Origin of the sequence: Pedobacter sp. CAN_A7 (genome assembly GCF_015752175.1) — a bacterium.
Classification (GTDB): Bacteria; Bacteroidota; Bacteroidia; order Sphingobacteriales; family Sphingobacteriaceae; genus Pedobacter.
Map to the genome: position 1 here is coordinate 304,319 of NZ_JADOUW010000001.1, position 18,614 is coordinate 322,932.

Below are 18,614 nucleotides of genomic sequence, written 5' to 3' on the forward strand. Positions count from 1 at the left end.
GGTGTTATTGATAAATTATAGTTTTATTAATCTATTAACGGCATTTTCGAGTGTTTCTTGTTTTTTCGCAAAACAAAATCTCAATACCTGGCAGTCGGTACTGCGGGTGTAAAAGGCCGAAAGGGGTATGGCTGCAACTCCAAATTCTTTTATCAGGCGGGTAGCCAAAGCGTAATCTCCCTCATCACTAATGGCTTTATAGGTTACACACTGAAAATAGGAGCCTTCGCAAGGAAGCATTTCAAATCGTGTTTGTGCGAGTAAGGAACGGAAGTAATCTCTTTTTTGTTGAAAAAAGGCGGTAACATCACTATATACAGTTTCATCCTGTAAATAGTTTGCAATGGCCACCTGCATGGGGGTGTTCACACTGAACACATTAAACTGGTGTATTTTCCTGAACTCTTTCATTAAAAAATCAGGAGCTATGCAATACCCCACTTTCCAACCGGTGGTATGCAGTACTTTGCCAAACGAAGCGATAATAAATGCCCTTTCCCTTAGTTCAGGGTAGGCTGCAACGCTTAAGTGCTGTTTACCGTCATACACCAGATGTTCATACACCTCATCACTTAAAATCAATACATCGGTATCTCTGGTGAGCTTGATGAGGGCCTGAATATCATCTTCCTGAAGGATGCAGCCAGTAGGGTTATGCGGACTATTAATAATGATCATTTTAGTGTTGGCACTAAAAAGCTTTTTCACCATGTCCCAATCTATTTTATCCTCGGTAAAAGCCATGCTATAGGGTTTGACTAAACCGCCGAACATTCTGATGGTAGGGGCATAACAATCGTAGGCAGGTTCAAAAATGATGACCTCATCGCCAGGATTAATACAGGAAGCCAGGGCCGTGAATATGGCCTGGGTACCACCCGCGGTAATGGTCACCTCCAAATCAGGATTATACGCAGCCTGATGCGTATGGTTCACCTTGTCGGCAACCAAATTCCTTAACACTGGTAAACCGGCCATTGGTGCATACTGGTTATCGCCATTTTTCATGGCATCGCTAACCAGCTCAATCAATTTAGGATCACAAGCATAGTCTGGAAACCCTTGCGAAAGGTTAATGGCCTGATGTTCTTCCGCCAGGGTAGACATCACAGAAAATATATTGGTACCTATACCAGGAAGCTTAGAGTGACTCGATATCATTATTTATTCCGCTTCGTCGTCTTTAAAAAGTTTAATTTCATGGTCTTCAATGGTAATTAAGCGGTCTTTGTAAAGTCCACCAATAATTTTCTTAAAAGCGTTCTTGCTTAGTTTAAAACGACTGTATATATCATCTGGTGAGCTTTTATCGCCCAGGTTAATGATGCCGCCATCAGCTTTCAATTCTTCAAGTACCACATTTTTATTGTCTAAAATATGGCTATAACCCATGGGCTGTAAACTAAGGTCGATCTTTCCGTCAACCCTTACTTTTTTAATCCAGCCTTTTCTTATCTCTCCGGGATGTAATTCATCGAATAGCTCATTGGTATACAACAAGCCGATATATTTATTATCAACAATGGCATTATAACCTAAATCAGAGCGATCAACGATCAATAAACTTACTTCATCGCCTTCATCAAGGTCAATATCTTCTTCTTCAACAAAGTTGGTTAACCTCGATGATGCCACCATACGGTCATTGGCGCCATCTAAAAATACGTAAACCACATGCTGATCGCCTTTAAACATGGGACGTTTTTGCTCTTTTTCAGGAACATACACATCTTTACCAATACCCAGGTCCATAAATATACCATCCTCACCATCATCTACAACGGTCAGGTAGGCGAAATCGCCAACACAGGCAAAAGGTCTTTTGGTCGTGGCAATTAAACTGCCGTCTTTATGAATGTAGACAAATACATTAATGTTTTCTCCGGGTTCAGCAGTTGTAGGGGCAAGGTTATAGGGTAATAACACTTCTTTGTCGCCGTCTGTTAATATTAATCCAGATTCTGTTTTATTGATGATCCTTAAATCGTTGTACTGTCCTATTGCTATCATGATGTTTTTGTAAAGCCATCCACTTCAATGGCTGTTAATTTTACTTAGTTTACAAAGGTAATAAACTAGCTGTCCAATACACCCTAATGAATAACAAAATGATAGGTATCGATTTAAACAAAAAAAAGGCCGGTAATGTACCAGCCTTTAAATCATTAACTATTTTTAACCGGATCGTTACCGGATGCGGTCGCATCGGCTTCGCCGCTCAGCTGATCAGCGGCAGCTTTAGTTTTTTTTCTAACGTCATCAACCACCTGGTCTTTTACTTCAACCACTTTTTCTGATTCAGCACTAAATTGTTCTTTAACACTTTGGATTTTGTCTTTTACACTTGATGCCAAATCGCCTGCTTTATCGGATATTTTTCCGCGAACATCAGCACCTTTTTCGGGTGCAAATAACAGTCCTACAACTGCGCCAACGGCAAGTCCGGCTAATAACGCCACGATAGGCATTGAAGAATCAGTATGTTGTCTGGTACACTTGGATAGCATTTTATTTAGTTTCATGATAAAAGGTTTTTATGTGGTTAGAACAAGTGTAGTATATATATGTTTTAAAAAATACATAAAAGCTGTTATCCTGATGTTTCCTAAACCACAAATAATTAGTACAATTTTAAAAAGCAAATGTTATCCTGATTAGGATAACCTATTTAATTACCTTTGCGGACCCATTTAAAAGCAATGATCACGAAAAACAAACACAGAGCCTATTTAAGTCTTTTTTTCTTTATGTCGGGATTAAGTTTTTCTACTTGGGCATCCAGAATTCCAACCATTAAATCTGCATTCGACTTTAATGAAGCTACTTTAGGTACCATTTTATTGGCATTACCCATAGGTTCTTTAATTGGATTACCTATTTCAGGCTGGTTAGTGTCACGTTTTAACAGCAGGGTCCCTTTAGCCATTGGCTTTGGTTTGAATACCATTGCATTGGCCATGATCGGTTTTGCCAGCAGCACCTTTATGTTAGTGGTCTCTGTAATGATTTTTGCTTTTACAATGCGCATATTTAACATTTCGGTAAATACGCAAGGGATTACGTTGCAGAAATTATATGATAAAAAGATCATCGGGTCTTTCCACGGTTTTTGGAGCAGTGGGGGCATAGCAGGAATTCTATTCTCTACATTTTTCCTGGCCTTCAATGTGAGTATGCAGGTTCATTTCATCGTTATTGCCCTGATATCATTGCTCATCACCTGTTATTCCTATCGGTTTTTGCTTCAAGACGACCGTTCTACCTCAGGTAATAAGTTGGTATTAAGTAAACCAGATCCATATATTCTTTACCTGGGTTTGATTGTTTTTTTCTCCGCCATCTGCGAAGGAGGTATGTTTGACTGGAGTGGTATTTATTTCCAGGAAGTGATTAAAGTCAAGATTTTCACCTATGGTTACCTGATTTTTATGACTTTCATGGCCTTATCCCGGTTTATTTCTGACGCCATTGTCGATCGGGTTGGCATGGCAGCCATGTATATCATCAGTGCCGGTTTTATCATTGTCGGTATATTACTAGCCATTCTATTTCCATATTTCTGGCCGGCCATGATTGGATTCTCTTTGGTTGGTTTTGGTACTGCAGCTGTTGTGCCCATGTCCTACGCTTTAGCTGGCTTGTCGAAAAAATATTCGCCAGGTATGGCCATATCCATCATTGCTACCTATTCCATTACCGGTATGTTATTGGGTCCTCCAATAATAGGTTACCTGGCACATGCCTTTGGTTTAAGGTCCTCCTTCATCATTTTCGCGTTATGCGGATTGATGTTAATTCCCATATCGCAGTTATTTTTTAAGTATAAACGTTCCGTTGCCAAATAAATTCATAACCTGTTTCCAGTAACGAAATTTAGTATAGGTCGATACGGCCTTATCCTGCGTCTAGATATTAATCAACTATAATCCATAAAAAATCCTAGTTTTCTAGAAAACTAGGAGTCAGCTAGGACTAAATATGGTTCAGCTTTTTCATATTCACCTTTTTGAAGTCTTCTGGCTAAAAGAAATTTTGATAATTGGTTACAGTCTCTTTTAAAACAAAACAATAGCCGATATTGTTATCTATAAAATCTAAAAATGCCTCGCTGGACAAAACTCACCCTACAAATCCTTTCTGCACTGCTGGGATTATTCCTTATTGTATTTATCGCTTTAGCCATTTATGTTAACCTGAATAAAAAGGAACTGCTGGTTTCCATTACTGCGGCTCTTAATAAAAATTTGGATGGCAACATGACCATCGGAGGGATGGACCCTACGTTATTAAAGAGTTTCCCAGGTGTATCGTTATTACTCACGGACGTTGAACTTCGCGATAAACAATGGCAGCGTCACCAGCATACTTTATTAAAGGCCAAAAAATTTAACATCTCCTTAAACACCCTGGCCATGCTTAAGGGAACCATACAGATAAAAAAAATTGATATAGAAGACGCCTCTATTTATCTGTATACCGATACTAATGGTTATAGCAATACCGCTGTTTTTAAGAAAAAAACTGATACTGCTGAAACAGGGGAAAGCGGTATGTCGACTGAGCTAAAAAGGTTCTCCTTAACTAAAGTTAGCTTTAAGGTAGACAATCAAAAAGGAAATAAACTTTTTGATTTTGCTATTAGTAATTTATCAGGGAAAATAGATTATCCATCTACAGGCTGGCATGCCCGTTTTAAGCTTAAAACGAAGGTAAATAGTTTTGCATTCAACACGAAAAAGGGAAGTTTTATTAAAGATAAAGAGATAGAAGGACCTTTTTCTGTATTTTACAATGATAAATCAGATATGATAACCGTCGAAGAAAACCGTTTAAAAATCGGCGATGGAAATTTCAGGGTGGCGGGAAAGTTTTACTTTGCGCCAGATCCGGTAACCTTTACCTTAAATATAAAAGCAGACCAGATTCACTGGAAACAGGCTAACAGCCTGCTTCTACCAAAAGTGAGGACAAAATTAGGGAAGTTCGATTTTGAAAAACCTTTAGATGTGAATTGTGATATCGTAGGTAATCTGGGGGGTGGTGGAGATCCTTCCATACGCGTAGCTACAATCGTAAAAAATAATACGCTGACCACTCCGGGTGGTAAAATAACTAAATGTAGTTTTAATGGCAGTTTTACAAATAACCAATACCAAGGTAGGGGGTTTAATGATGCAAATTCTGCGATAAAACTCTATCAATTTACAGGTGATTTTGAAGGCATTCCTTTCCAGGTAGATACAGCAGCCATAAATAATTTCGACAGGCCGGTGGCTACCGGGGTAATCAGATCAAATTTTAATATTGAACGGTTGAATGAAGTGATTGGCGATGACCTGTTAAAGTTTGAAAAAGGTACTGCCCGGGTTAATTTACATTACAAGGCCGATATGGTAGACCTGCAGTTAAACAAGCCATATGTACAAGGAACGGTGATCATTGACGATGCGTCTATCAATTATGTTCCACGTAACCTGCAGTTTAAAAATACGTCTATTTCTCTCCATTTCACGGAAAAAGACCTGTTGATTAAAAACCTGAAGTTACAAAGTGGAAAAAGTGTAGTGCTGATGGAAGGTACGGTTAAAAACTTCCTTAACCTGTATTACAATGCGCCAGAAAAAATCTTGTTGTCCTGGCAGGTGAGGAGTCCTCAAATCCATTTGGGCGAATTCTTCGGCTTTTTGGGTGCACGTAAAACGGTAGCTAAGAAACGGAAAAAGTCGGGTTCCTTCTCGGATAACCTTGCAGCGGCTTTCGAAAAAAGTAATGTAGATTTAGACCTGCGTCTGGATAAAGTATATTATAACAAGTTTCTGGCCACTGATGCACAAGCCAATTTATACCTATCGCAAAGCGGAATGGCGCTGAAAAACGTGAAAATAAATCATGCGGGCGGGTCACTGAAATTAAATGGAACCTTGACACAGAAGGGCCAGAACAATTTATTTGCCCTCAATGCCAACATTAGCAAGGTTGATATCAAAGCTTTCTTTAGGGCATTTAATAATTTTGGGTTAACCACCCTGACTTCAGAAAATTTAAAGGGCTTTTTATTTGCTAAAACGAATCTGAAAGGCGTGATTACAGATCGCGGTACATTACAGAAAAATTCAATTTATGGGAATGTTATTTTTGACTTAAAAAGGGGAGAATTAAACAACTTCGACCCTATACTTAATGTGGCTAAATTTGCCTTCCCCTTAAGAAACCTAAACAACATTACGTTTAGCAATTTAAATGGTAAGTTTGACTTGAAGGGCAACAGGATTACCATAAACCCGATGCAAATAAGCTCCAGTGTATTAAATATGGATATTGCAGGTATTTATTCTTTTACACAGGGAACGCATATTGCTCTAGATATACCACTTCGGAATCCGAAAAAAGACAAACTCATTGAGGATGCAGCGGAGCGCAGGGAAAAAAGAATGCGTGGTTTAGTACTTAGAATTGTGGCTGTAGATGGAGAAGATGGCAAGATTAAGTTGAAATGGAATAAGGATAAAAAATAATACAAAACCTTTTATTTTTTGAATTGTTGATAAATCAATAAGAAAAAATGGTTTAACTTACACTCACATTGCAAATTCGACATATTATTTCGTTAGTTTTGTATAAATTTTTAGACATTAATGAAGATATTTATTACAGGCCTTCCTTTAGAAGTAGGGGAAGATGAATTGACGGCCGTATTTGGTGATTTCGGTCAAGTAAAATCACTTAGGATTATCAAGGATCGCGAAACGGGTCAGAGCCGTGGTTTTGGTTTTGTAGAAATGCCAAACGACGAGGAAGCGAAGGAAGCCATTAAAAGAATGAATGGCGGCGATTACAATGGTAACCGTATTAAAGTTGCTGAAGCGCAAGAAAAACCTAATACTGGTGGCGGTGCTGCTGGCGGTGGCTTTAAGCGTAACAACAATAGAGAAAGAAGCTACTAAAATATATATAACTGGCTGTAATTTGATTACAGCTGGTTGTTTTATTTTAACACCTTGCTCATGTTGATGAAACATAAGGCATTTAGCTTGCTCTATTTTATTGTTTTCAGTCTTTTATTGGCATCGGCATTTTTTCAGGATGCTGTTTTATACCAGGTCGCCCGACCATGTATGGTATTATCTCTGCTTATTTATTTTTTTGTAAATACCAGGCTTAAAGGCCGGTTTCATAAAAGACTTTTTACAGGTCTTTGTTTTGCTGGACTGGCTGATCTGATCATGCTGTTTTACCATGGTCATGCATCTCTGCCTGTATATACTTTTATCGTTATTGGTTTTGCCACCATTTTTTATATCCGTGCATTTTACCTGGATTTCAGGTCAGCGCAAGAATTGGATAAAAGTGGCGCAAGAATAGGTATAGCTACCTGTGCCATATTAGGAATGGGGTTTTACATCTATCTAAGGCCTTATGTGAGGCAAGATGTGCTAGCGGTAATGTTAGCCACCTTTTTAATCAGTATGTTGTTAATGATGGCTATTTTCAGAAACCAGCGAGTGAATGAACTTAGCTTTAAATTGATTCTGACTGGATCGATTTGCCTGGCGCTAACTTTAGCCGTATTCACGGTAAACAAGTTTGTTGCACCTTTTAGTGGTGCTTCGCTAGTTTTGTTTAGTGGTTATGTTATTGGGCAGTACCTCGTGATTATCGGTGGTGTTGAACGCCAGCTACTGCATCATCAATAGCCTTATTTAATCATTACTCCTGGTTTATTTACCAGCGGTATCTTCATCAGGTTTTCATCAACAATGCTTTCCGGCAGGAATATAAATTTCTTATCGTAAATGGTACCACCTATGTAATAGCTTAACCAATATTCATTAGTTAAACCGAACACTTCTGTATCAATGGCTTCAACACCCGCAAACGAATGAGGAGCAATGTCGCCTAGGAAGTGACGTAAAACCGAAGTCTTTACTACACGTCCATCTTTTTCACCATAACCTTTAGCACTAATTAACACGTTGGTGATGGGTTCATCTTTCAAGTTTACCAGGTAAACTGTCCAATTTTTCACTTCCGGCGTTTCATTCATCAGTACAACGGCCATGGCAACATCTTGGACAATATTTTCTGGGAGGTCCTTTTTCATAAATGATCTATAGTTATTTTGCTTTAACTACTTTTTTCTTCGCTGCTGGTTTTTTTGCTGCTGCCTTTTTAACTGGAGCACCAGGTTTAGCGGCTGCTTTTTTCTTTACTGCTTTCTTTTTAACCTCAAAGGCATTAGGAATTTGTTCTTCGATCAGTTTTTTAACGACTTCTAAACTAAGTTCCTTCAGTTCTTCCTGCGTATACTTATCATTGGTAGCTGGGTTTTTACTCAATTTGAGCATTTCTTTTCCAAAACGGATAAAGGGACCCCAACGCCCGTTTTCTATGGCAATCTTATCTGCATTCCACTGCTGAATGTAACGGTTGGCTTCTTTTTCCACCTTCTTACCAATCAGTTCATTGATGTCCTGGTCGCGAAGGTTCTCGAAATCATAAGCCTTAGGTACATTGATAAACAAATCGTTCCATTTGATAAAAGGACCAAACCTACCTGTACCTTTGGTAACAGGCAAATCCTGGTAATGTGCAACAGGTGCATCAGCTAGGATTTTTTCGTCAATAATCTCGATGGCCCGTTCAATATCAATAGATAAGGGATCTTCGTTTTTTGGAACGGATATAAATGCTTCTCCCCATTTCACATAAGGACCGAAACGACCAACGCCTATAGATACTTCTTTATCCTGGTAATCTGCTAATTGAAATGGAAGTTTAAATTGCTCTAAAGCATCCTCCAGACTGATGGTGGCTACAGTTTGTGATTTAGGCAAACTTGCATAGCGAGGTTTTTCTTCATCATCATTCTGACCAATCTGTACTAAAGGACCGTATTTACCGACTTTAGCATAAACATTCTTACCCGTTGCAGGATCCAGGCCTAATAGCCTTTCGCCATTGGCTCTGTCGGCGGTCTCTAAAGTGGTTTCTACTTCCTGGTGGAAAGGTGTATAGAAGGAGTGGAGCATTTTTGTCCATTCCTGTAAGCCTTGTGCAATTTCATCAAATTCCTTTTCCACTTTAGCGGTAAAGTTAAAGTTGACAATATCTTTAAAATGCTCCACTAAAAAGTCATTGACCACCTCCCCAATATCTGTAGGAAATAATTTATTCTTTTCAGCACCCGTAATTTCAGTTTTTATTTGTTTTTGTACGGTGTCATTTGCTAAAGTCAAGGAAGTAAAGGAGCGTTGTTTACCTTCTTTTTCTTCTTTGACTACATAACCACGATTTTGAATGGTAGAAATTGTTGGGGCGTAGGTTGACGGACGGCCAATACCTAGTTCTTCTAATTTCTTCACCAGACTAGCCTCGGTGTATCTTGCCGGCGGACGAGAGAATCGTTCAACAGCATTCATTTCTTTCAACTTTAAAGGTTGCCCTTTCGCTAATGGCGGCAATAAGTAGTTACTATCGTTTTCATCCTGGTCATCATCATCTATTGATTCCAGGTAGACGGTTAAGAAACCATCAAATTTCAGTACTTCACCTTCGGCCACTAAATGTTCTGGCCTGGTGCTAATGGCAATATGAGCAGTTGTTTTTTCAAAAAGGGCTTCACTCATTTGAGAAGCGATTGCACGCTTCCATATCAGGTCGTACAAACGTTGTTCAGAGCTATCGCCAGTTATGGTGTGTTCACTAAAGTAAGTAGGTCTGATGGCTTCGTGAGCCTCCTGAGCGCCTGCTGATTTAGTTTTATAGATGCGGGTATGCAAGTATTTATCGCCGTAAGCAGATTTGATCTCTTTGGATGCAGCCTGAATGGCAGTTTCAGATAAGTTTACAGAATCGGTTCGCATATAGGTAATCTTACCACTTTCATACAAGCGTTGCGCTACCTGCATGGTTCTGGCCACAGAAAATCCTAATTTTCTGGAAGCTTCCTGTTGTAAAGTAGAGGTGGTAAATGGTGCAGCAGGATTACGTTTAGCAGGTTTTGTTTCCAGGCTAGTCACTTGAAAGTCGGCCTGAACACAATCGTTTAAAAACTTTTCGGCATCAGCTTCTTTATCAAATCGTTGTGGTAATTCAGCTTTAACGAGTTCCTTTTGTTTATCCGTAAAAAACTGCGCACTCACTTTGAATGCTGCTACGGGCTTGAAGTTATTATATTCTCTTTCACGATCTACAATTAACCTTACGGCTACAGATTGTACCCTGCCTGCGGAGAGAGAAGGTTTGATTTTACGCCATAATACCGGAGAGAGTTCGAAACCCACCAAACGATCCAGCACACGGCGTGCCTGTTGGGCATAAACTAAGTTATAGTCTATGGTTCTGGGCGTTTCAATGGCTTTAAGGATGGCAGGTTTAGTGATTTCATGAAAAACGATTCTTTTGGTTTTGTTCTCCTGCAGCCCTAATGTTTCAAAAAGGTGCCAGGAAATCGCTTCCCCTTCACGGTCCTCATCGGACGCTAGCCATACCATTTCGGCAGATTTAGCTAGCTTCTTTAATTCAGCAACCACCTGTTTTTTATCGGCAGGTACCTCATAGGTCTGGCTGAAATTATTAGCAACATCTATCCCCATATCCCCCTTCACTAAGTCACGAATATGTCCATAACTTGATTTTACCAGGAAATCCTTGCCTAAATACCCTTCGATGGTTTTAGCTTTTGCGGGTGACTCAACTATTAATAAATTCTTCGCCATTCAGAACGTTTTTCTGCAAATAAAGCTATAATAACCGCGAAAATCAAAATAGAATCTAATTTTTTATCAAGATACAGTCAAAAATGAAGGTGTAACAAGTGATATACCTAGAAGTGAAGTGTGGTTAGAATACACAGATTAAGGATATTGGGTAACGATATCGTAATAAATTTCAAAACTAAATATCGGTTTTTACAGATCGTTTATATTACTTTAGTTTTAATGCTTAAATTCGTTAACATTAATCCAATTACCTATGAATATCTTATTAATTCTATTGACTTTGTTTTTTTCGCCGCCGAAAAACATCTACGATTTTAAAATCAAAACTATCGATGGTAAGGAGGTTAAGTTATCGCAGTTTAAGGGTAAAAAAATCTTACTGGTGAACACGGCATCTAAATGCGGCTTTACTGTTCAATATGAGGAACTAGAGAAATTACACAAGCAGTATGGCAATAAAGTGGTGCTTATTGGGTTTCCTGCCGGCAATTTTGGTGGCCAGGAGTTAGCCAGCAATGAGGAGATTAAAGAATTCTGTAAAAAGAATTTTGGGGTTACCTTTTTATTAAGTGAGAAAGTAAGTGTTAAGGGAGCTGATATCAATCCTTTATTTAAATACCTCACTACAGCGCAGAACGCAGATTTTACGGGCGAAATTAAATGGAACTTTGAGAAGTTTCTAATTAATGAGCAAGGCAACCTGGTACATCGTTACCGCTCGAAGGTTACACCCTTAGATCCGGCCATTACCACTAACCTGAAGTAAACATTATTCCATAAAAAAAGGGGCATAAGCCCCTTTTTTTATGTTCAATATATTTTCTTAGCAAAGAAATCCTCCGCCTAACAAGTCGTTTCCTTCATAGAAAACCGCACTTTGTCCTGGCGCAATGGCGGATACTTTATGGTCGAATACCACGCGCATTTTATCATTTTCCTGTACAATAGTACTTAGCATACCTGCATCTTTGTAACGAATTTTTGTAATCACGTTATCCATAGGTTCATTGATGTTGCCATATTTAACCAGGTTGATGTTACGTACCAAGGCTTCACCTCGCTCCAGTTCATCTGCACGACCTAACATCACGGTATTACTTTCTGGTAGAATCTGAGTAACGAACATAGGTTCGCCAAAGGCAATACCCAAACCTTTACGTTGGCCTATGGTATAAAATGGATAACCTTTATGTTGTCCTACCACCATACCATCACTGGTTACAAAATTACCACCGGCAACTTTCGCTTCCAGGTCACCAACTTTATGTTTTAAAAATGCACGATAGTCATTATCTGGAACAAAACAAATTTCATAGCTTTCGCTCTTTTTTGCTAATTCTTCCTGGCCCATATCTAAAGCCATCTGTCTAATCTCAGATTTCGCAAAAGATCCTAATGGAAATTGTGTACGGGAAAGGTTTTCCTGAGAAACGCCCCATAGCACATAAGATTGATCTTTATTCTCATCATGCCCTTTGGAGATCACATAACGGCCACTGTCTTGTTGTCTGATATTTGCGTAATGCCCTGTTGCAATAAATTCACAATCTAGTTTATTTGCACGTTTTAATAATGCTTCCCATTTGATATGGGTATTACACAATACACATGGATTAGGTGTTCTGCCAGCCAGGTACTCATCTACAAAGTTATCGATAACATAATCTCCAAATTCATCTCTGATGTCCAGGATGTAATGAGGGAAACCGTAATTAACGGCAAGTGTTCTTGCGTCATTGATACTATCAAGACTACAGCAACCCGTTTCTTTACCACTTGTACCCGATGTGGCATAATCCCAGGTCTTCATGGTTAGGCCAATTACTTCATACCCTTGTTCGTGTAGCATTACAGCAGCTACAGAACTGTCAACACCGCCACTCATGGCCACTAATATTCTGCCTCTTTTACTCATTGTGTTATTTTCAGCTACAAAAGTAAATCTTTTAAAGTAAAGTTTGAGGTAAAGAGGTCAATGGCTTGTAAAAAGCCGGGTCAGAATGGACAGGCGGTTTACTGTTGACGCTTATTTAACTTAAATACACTTGTCTGATAAACTGATGATTTTAACATTATGTTAAAAAGATTATGATAGAAAATGATTTAATTATTTTGAAATGTAAATGATTGTGTTAATATTTGGTAAAGTGAAGTTTGAATAATATTTAGTTTAAAATATGTCTTTTTTATTAATTAATATAAATACCAAGGGTTGTTTACATAGATAAGAGATGAATTAATATTTAACATTTAAAAAAACATGAGACAGTTAAAAATTGGGCAAACCATCACTAGCAGAGACTCTGCTTCTCTGGATAAATATTTAAGCGACATTGGAAAAATAGACCTCTTAAGTCTCGAAGAGGAAATAGGCCTGGCCAAACGGGTGAGGGAGGGTGATGAACGCGCATTGGACCAGCTGGTGAGGTGCAATTTAAGGTTTGTGGTATCGGTAGCTAAAAAATACCAGCATCGGGGCATGTCTTTAGGTGATTTAATTAATGAAGGAAACATGGGGCTTATTAAAGCCGCGCAACGTTTTAATGAAACTAAGGGTTTCAAATTCATTTCTTTTGCCGTTTGGTGGATTCGTCAATCTATACTTCAGGCCATATCAGACCAGACCCGTATTGTCAGGCTTCCTTTAAATCAAATCAGTTCGATCACTAAAATTAACAAGGCATCCCTAACCCTTGAACAAGAATTAGAAAGATTACCATCTCTGGTAGAGCTATCAAAATACCTGGATCTGGACCAGGAAAGAATTGCTGATCACTTAAGTATTGCCAGAATGACGGTTTCGCTTGATGCAGAGGTGAGTGAGGATGTTGGTTGTTGTTTGCTGGATACGCTTTCTGATGAACATCCCAGCGCAGATCATAACCTTATGTTAGACTCTTTTTATTCTGATATCAGAAAAATATTACACACCCTTCCTATACGGGAACGGAATATCATCTCCTTGTATTTCGGACTTAATGGACAAGATGCGATGGTGTTGGAGGAAATTGCTCTGGTAAATGGCTTGAGTAAAGAGCGGGTAAGGCAACTTAAAGATAAAGCGTTGCGGGAGCTAAGGCGGAGATCAACGATGTTCAAGAATAAAATAATAAACAACGACTAGCGTGTAAAGGTGTAAAGAACCAATAAGGTGGTTCTTTACACAAAAGCTGGGACTGCCCCAGGTTCATTGCCCTGAATTTGGTTTCTACGCATATCTGCAGCTTCCTTTGGTTTTTTGTAAGCAAGTAAATTTATCCCCGTAGCGCCGTTATATAAAAGAAAACTTCCTAATAAAACTTCCTGCACGGCAATAACTGGCGATTTAGTAATAATTCTTACCCCACGTTGAAACATATATGCGCCTGCAATAATAGAAATCAGTCTTTTTCCAGCCTCCATTTCTCTTGCATCTTCAATGTTTAACAACAATTTTCCGGTAAATATCGCTAATTTATGATTTAAGTTTTCTAACATCAGTTTATTCCTATTGTTTATCAATTCAACATTCTTATCCGAATATTGTTTCCTGATTTTAAATTTAGCGTAGAAATCTAATGGATTAAACCGTACCGATGTAGGTTGCTTTTAAGGTGTCAATGGCTTCCAGACGACCTAATACAGCATTAAGTTTAGCCTTTCTAATTTCTATGTTTATGCTGCACCGGGTATCGTAGGTAGGGGAAACAACAGCAATATGTTCTTCTTTAAGCACTTTCATGACCTCATTCATACCCAGATAATCGAAAGTAATTTGGTAACGATCATTCACCGTTTTTTCTATGACCTTTGCATTAGCCAGTGCTTCTACGGTGGCTGTTTTGTAGGCGTTAATTAATCCAGGCACACCCAACAGTGTGCCACCAAAATACCGTACTACAATAACCACCAGGTTAGTAAGGTCGGCTGAAAGTAAGGTATTTAAAATTGGTCTTCCTGCAGTGCCCGAAGGTTCTCCATCATCATTTAACCGGAAAATACTGCGATCAGGCGTTAAACGAAAAGCCCAGCAGAAATGCCTGGCTTTAGGGTGTTCTGTACGAAGGCTTGCCAGGATGGGTTTAATTTCTTCTTCCTGGGTAATAGGATAGGCATAAGCAATAAACTTACTCCCTTTATCTCTAAAGATGCCTTCAGCTGGGCCTTCAACGGTCTTATACGTATCGTCAAATAACATAAATCTGTGATAGGGTGATCAAAACAATGGCCATCAGTGCTAAACACAAGCCCAGGTAATTAACTTTACTTAATTTTTCCTTAAACAGAACAACACCTATTATACTTCCCAGAATAATTACCCCCATGTTCATGGCTGCAAAAACGGTAGAAGGGCTACTGGCAAATGCCTGATGCGCTTTGAGGTAAAACAGGATATTACCGAAATTAAAAACCCCTAAAAAAACTCCGCAGATCACATTGATTAAGGCAATTTTATGTTTCTTCTGATAAGCTAAGGTTAGCATGTACACCAATGAAATAAGAAAAGCGATGCTAAACACGACGATTAATGAAGTGGTATAAGGGATGATTTTTAGCAGCGCCACCTGTTTAAACAGAATGTCAATGATGCCGAAACCAAAAAACACCACCAGGGGATATACCCAGTTTGAACTTGCGCCAGACTGTTGATTTCTTTTAAGTAAAGTAAGTAGAATAGCTAGCATACCGACCGCTAAGCCAATGATTTTGAATGTGCTGAGTTGTTCGTTGAAAATGAAGTATGCAGCAAGGATAGGCAGAAATAAGGAAAGTCTTTGGGCAATATCTGTTTTAACGATTCCTATGTTTTTTATGGAGGCCGCCAGAAACCAGAAAATTACAGGTAGTAAAATGCCCAGTGCCATATAAACAGGGGCAGGGCGTTGCAGCAAGTCGTTGACTTGTGGCTTAAAAAATACAACAGCCAAAAATATAGCAACCAGGTAATTCCAGGTAACGGCCTGTACGACATCTATTTTATAACGACGAGCTAATTTTAAAAGTACGGCAACTGTAATGCTGCAGCAGATGCTAATTAAGATATAAATCATGGACGTTCCCAGTTTTGGTAAACCACAAGCTTATCCTGACTTATTTCAACAACATCAGTAATTAAACCATGTATAGCGGGCGCTGCCACACCTGTTTCCCAGTTAACGGAGGAGTTAAAGACCCTGGCTTCATCCCATAGTCCGGCTTGTATAAACTGGTTAAGTATATTTGCACCACCTTCAATAATGACGGATTGAATATCCATGAGGTATAACTGGAAAGCAATTTTCTGCGGCAGATAATAGTGCATATCTTCCATTTGTACATATTGCAGGTTTTCTGAATAAGCAGACTTCAGCTCATTGAAAATGATGGTTTTGCCAGCACCGTTAAAAATCTGTTTATCTAAAGGGATTTGAAGGTTTTTATCAATGACCAAACGGATTGGATTTTTACCTGTCCATTCACGGGTAGTCAACTGCGGGTCGTCGGCAATTACAGTTTGTTTACCCACCAGCACGGCATCTTCTTCCGTACGCCATTTATGAACCATTTTCTTAGCAAGCGCAGTGCTGATCCATTTTTTTGAAGGATTTAGGGGGGAGAAATACCCATTTGCGGTCTGTGCCCATTTCAATATAATATATGGACGCTGTTTGGTAATTCGGGTGAAAAAACGGCGGTTCAGCTGGCTGCATTGCTGTTCCAGTACACCTTGTACCACTACAATGCCTGCATTTTTAAGCTTTTCTATGCCTTTACCATCCACATCAGGAAAGGGATCATTGTTGCCAATCACCACTTTGGCTACTTCATGTTTGATGAGCAGATCAGCGCAGGGTGGCGTCTTCCCAAAATGAGCGCAGGGTTCCAGGCTTACATAAACGGTGGCATCTTTTAAAAGCGTATTGGCCTGTTCACCATATTTTAGAATCACATCTTTTACTGCGTTGACTTCGGCATGGGCCTGGCCGATTTTCGCGTGAAAACCTTCGCCAATAATTTTACCGTTTTTTACAATCACACATCCCACCATGGGATTCGGACTTACGGAACTCATACCATTTTCGGCAAGTTCCAAACAGCGCTGCATAAATATTTCATCCGTCATTATCGCAAAAGTAAGGTATATAGTTTGATTTCATTACTTTTACCAGGCATGAATTTTAAAGCTTTAAAGCAACATTTTATTGAAAAAATTGCAAGTGTGTATGATGTAGAAGAAGCTTCTTCTATATTTTATCTGGCCATGGAAAGCATATCAAATTGGAACAGAAGTCAGGCGATGCTGAATCAATTGGAGGAGGTGCAACCTCTTGAACAGGAGCGCTACCTGCAAGTCATAGAAAAATTAAACAATGGCTTACCGATCCAACACATTCTACAGGAGGCTTATTTTTACGGGCTTCAATTTGTAGTAAATGCTGATGTGTTAATCCCAAGGGTGGAAACCGAAGAACTTGTACAATGGATAGTTGATGAAGTTGATTCTGGTGGTAAAAAAGCTATTTTAGATATTGGAACGGGCAGTGGTTGTATTGCAGTGAGTTTAAAAAAACACTTTTTACAGTCCACAGTTTATGCTATGGATGTTTCTATCGAAGCCCTGGAAGTGGCCAGAAAGAATGCCCTGGCTAATCATGCCGCTATATCATTTATTTCAGGCAGCATCCTCGGTTACCAATCAGATTTAATGTTTGACGTTATCGTTAGCAATCCGCCATACATTAAAGAGGATGAAATGGCAGCCATGCAGCCCCTTGTTTTAGACCATGAGCCGCACCAGGCACTGTTTGTAACTAATGAGAATCCGCTGTTGTTTTACAAAGCCATTGCAGATTTTGCACTCACAAACCTCCATGAAAACGGTTACCTGTTTTTTGAAATTAACGAATACCTTGGTCCTGAAACTGTTCAAATATTAAGGGATAAAGGATTAAGAAACATTGTCTTAAGAAAAGACATGCAGGGGAAAGACCGGATGATTTGCTGCCGTAAATAACTTAATTTCTTGGATGGAACTGTGTAATGATCGACTTTAGGTAATCGCGGTCTAAATGAGTGTAGATTTCTGTTGTGGTAATGCTGGTATGGCCAAGCATTTCCTGTACCACTCGCAGGTCGGCACCGCCTTCAATGAGATGGGTGGCAAAAGAATGGCGGAAGGTATGGGGACTTATGCTCTTGTTTAACCCTGATTTTTCTGCTAATGTTTTAATTATGGTAAACACCGAAATACGGGAGATTCTGGTACCACTGCGGTTAAGGAATATATAGTCTTCGAAACCTTTTTTGATGTTAACATGAACGCGTACTTCCGTCAGGTAAATGTCTATGTATTTCAGGGCAACACGACCAATTGGAATAAGGCGTTCCTTACTGCCTTTACCGGTGACTTTAATGAATTCTGCGGCAATATTTAGGTCAGAAATACGCAGGTTAATTAATTCAGACACCCTTAAGCCGCAACCATATAACACTTCGATCATGGCTTTGTTACGCATGCCTTCGGCCGAAGAAAGGTCTATAGCCTCAATAAGGGCATTGATTTCCTCTACGTGAAGTACATCGGGTAGCTTACGGCTTAGTTTTGGCGCCTCCAGCATTTCAGCAGGGTCGCTGGCAATCACTTCTTCAATAAGCAAGTAGGTAAAAAAAGATTTTAAGCCCGAAATAATCCGTGCCTGGCTATTTGGTAACACCCCAAGTTCGTTTAGCCAGTTCACAAAGGACTTTAAGGTGCGGAGGTCTATTTGTTTAACTTCTGCAGGTACACCCGTAAACTCATAGTACTGGATCAGCTTATGAACATCATTAATATAAGCGTCGATAGAGTTCGCAGATAGCGCCCGTTCTATTTTTAAGTAGGTTTTAAATTCTTTTAAGTAAGCGTCAATAATCACACAAATATTTTATACTCTA

The 18,614-nt window shown here is 39.2% G+C and carries 18 protein-coding genes; 7 read left to right on the plus strand and 11 right to left on the minus strand.

Features of this window, described 5'->3' with window-relative positions:
- Window positions 1–15 precede the first annotated feature (15 nt).
- The 3 genes from IWX76_RS01390 to IWX76_RS01400 form a co-directional block, all read right to left on the minus strand.
- The gene (locus IWX76_RS01390) at window positions 16–1,161 is read right to left on the minus strand and encodes a methionine aminotransferase (RefSeq protein ID WP_196858070.1); all 1,146 of its coding nucleotides are present in this window, start codon (window positions 1,159–1,161) and stop codon (window positions 16–18) included.
- A 3-nt stretch (window positions 1,162–1,164) separates the two neighbouring features.
- A complete protein-coding gene (locus tag IWX76_RS01395; RefSeq protein ID WP_196858071.1) occupies window positions 1,165–2,010 on the minus strand; it encodes a CvfB family protein in 846 nt (281 codons plus the stop codon).
- A 155-nt stretch (window positions 2,011–2,165) separates the two neighbouring features.
- Entirely contained in the window at window positions 2,166–2,522 is a 357-nt protein-coding gene (locus IWX76_RS01400; RefSeq protein WP_196858072.1) for a YtxH domain-containing protein, read from the minus strand.
- Between the two features lie 177 nt (window positions 2,523–2,699).
- Here IWX76_RS01400 and IWX76_RS01405 point away from each other — a divergent pair, with 177 nt between their 5' ends.
- The 4 genes from IWX76_RS01405 to IWX76_RS01420 all read left to right on the plus strand — a co-directional run bounded on the left by IWX76_RS01405 (window position 2,700) and on the right by IWX76_RS01420 (window position 7,694).
- Window positions 2,700–3,845: an MFS transporter gene (locus IWX76_RS01405; protein ID WP_196858073.1), complete on the plus strand. Its 1,146-nt coding sequence runs from the start codon at window positions 2,700–2,702 to the stop codon at window positions 3,843–3,845.
- 255 nt (window positions 3,846–4,100) lie between these two features.
- Window positions 4,101–6,515: an AsmA family protein gene (locus tag IWX76_RS01410; RefSeq protein ID WP_196858074.1), complete on the plus strand. Its 2,415-nt coding sequence runs from the start codon at window positions 4,101–4,103 to the stop codon at window positions 6,513–6,515.
- A gap of 120 nt (window positions 6,516–6,635) precedes the next feature.
- Entirely contained in the window at window positions 6,636–6,944 is a 309-nt protein-coding gene (locus IWX76_RS01415) for an RNA recognition motif domain-containing protein (RefSeq protein WP_196858075.1), read from the plus strand.
- Between the two features lie 66 nt (window positions 6,945–7,010).
- Window positions 7,011–7,694, plus strand: a complete 684-nt coding sequence (locus tag IWX76_RS01420; RefSeq protein WP_196858076.1) for a lysoplasmalogenase family protein — start codon at window positions 7,011–7,013, stop codon at window positions 7,692–7,694.
- Window positions 7,695–7,696: 2 nt separating this feature from the next.
- Here the strand turns inward: IWX76_RS01420 and IWX76_RS01425 are convergent, their stop codons facing one another.
- Window positions 7,697–8,101, minus strand: coding sequence for a hypothetical protein (locus IWX76_RS01425; protein WP_196858077.1), 405 nt, complete (start codon window positions 8,099–8,101; stop codon window positions 7,697–7,699).
- A gap of 13 nt (window positions 8,102–8,114) precedes the next feature.
- Window positions 8,115–10,718, minus strand: coding sequence for a type I DNA topoisomerase (topA, locus tag IWX76_RS01430; protein WP_196858078.1), 2,604 nt, complete (start codon window positions 10,716–10,718; stop codon window positions 8,115–8,117).
- A 256-nt stretch (window positions 10,719–10,974) separates the two neighbouring features.
- On the opposite strand from topA, the gene IWX76_RS01435 reads away from it, so the two are divergent.
- Entirely contained in the window at window positions 10,975–11,487 is a 513-nt protein-coding gene (locus tag IWX76_RS01435) for a glutathione peroxidase (protein ID WP_196858079.1), read from the plus strand.
- Between the two features lie 57 nt (window positions 11,488–11,544).
- Here the strand turns inward: IWX76_RS01435 and mnmA are convergent, their stop codons facing one another.
- The gene (mnmA, locus tag IWX76_RS01440; RefSeq protein WP_196858080.1) at window positions 11,545–12,636 is read right to left on the minus strand and encodes a tRNA 2-thiouridine(34) synthase MnmA; all 1,092 of its coding nucleotides are present in this window, start codon (window positions 12,634–12,636) and stop codon (window positions 11,545–11,547) included.
- 345 nt (window positions 12,637–12,981) lie between these two features.
- Between mnmA and IWX76_RS01445 the strand changes: the two genes are divergently transcribed.
- Window positions 12,982–13,845, plus strand: a complete 864-nt coding sequence (locus IWX76_RS01445) for a sigma-70 family RNA polymerase sigma factor (protein ID WP_196858081.1) — start codon at window positions 12,982–12,984, stop codon at window positions 13,843–13,845.
- 35 nt (window positions 13,846–13,880) lie between these two features.
- Here the strand turns inward: IWX76_RS01445 and IWX76_RS01450 are convergent, their stop codons facing one another.
- The 4 genes from IWX76_RS01450 to ribD all read right to left on the minus strand — a co-directional run bounded on the left by IWX76_RS01450 (window position 13,881) and on the right by ribD (window position 16,803).
- Window positions 13,881–14,198: a hypothetical protein gene (locus tag IWX76_RS01450; protein ID WP_196858082.1), complete on the minus strand. Its 318-nt coding sequence runs from the start codon at window positions 14,196–14,198 to the stop codon at window positions 13,881–13,883.
- 85 nt (window positions 14,199–14,283) lie between these two features.
- Window positions 14,284–14,898, minus strand: coding sequence for an IMPACT family protein (locus IWX76_RS01455; RefSeq protein ID WP_196858083.1), 615 nt, complete (start codon window positions 14,896–14,898; stop codon window positions 14,284–14,286).
- On the minus strand, window positions 14,888–15,751 hold the full coding sequence (locus IWX76_RS01460) for an EamA family transporter (protein ID WP_196858084.1): 864 nt from the start codon (window positions 15,749–15,751) through the stop codon (window positions 14,888–14,890). The genes IWX76_RS01455 and IWX76_RS01460 overlap by 11 nt, the downstream gene beginning before the upstream one ends.
- The gene (gene ribD / locus IWX76_RS01465) at window positions 15,748–16,803 is read right to left on the minus strand and encodes a bifunctional diaminohydroxyphosphoribosylaminopyrimidine deaminase/5-amino-6-(5-phosphoribosylamino)uracil reductase RibD (protein WP_196858085.1); all 1,056 of its coding nucleotides are present in this window, start codon (window positions 16,801–16,803) and stop codon (window positions 15,748–15,750) included. The genes IWX76_RS01460 and ribD overlap by 4 nt, the downstream gene beginning before the upstream one ends.
- Window positions 16,804–16,851: 48 nt before the next feature.
- On the opposite strand from ribD, the gene prmC reads away from it, so the two are divergent.
- A complete protein-coding gene (gene prmC / locus IWX76_RS01470) occupies window positions 16,852–17,694 on the plus strand; it encodes a peptide chain release factor N(5)-glutamine methyltransferase (RefSeq protein ID WP_196858086.1) in 843 nt (280 codons plus the stop codon).
- Between the two features lies 1 nt (window position 17,695).
- On the opposite strand, the gene xerD is transcribed toward prmC, so the two are convergent.
- On the minus strand, window positions 17,696–18,595 hold the full coding sequence (gene xerD, locus IWX76_RS01475; protein ID WP_196858087.1) for a site-specific tyrosine recombinase XerD: 900 nt from the start codon (window positions 18,593–18,595) through the stop codon (window positions 17,696–17,698).
- Window positions 18,596–18,614: the final 19 nt, after the last annotated feature.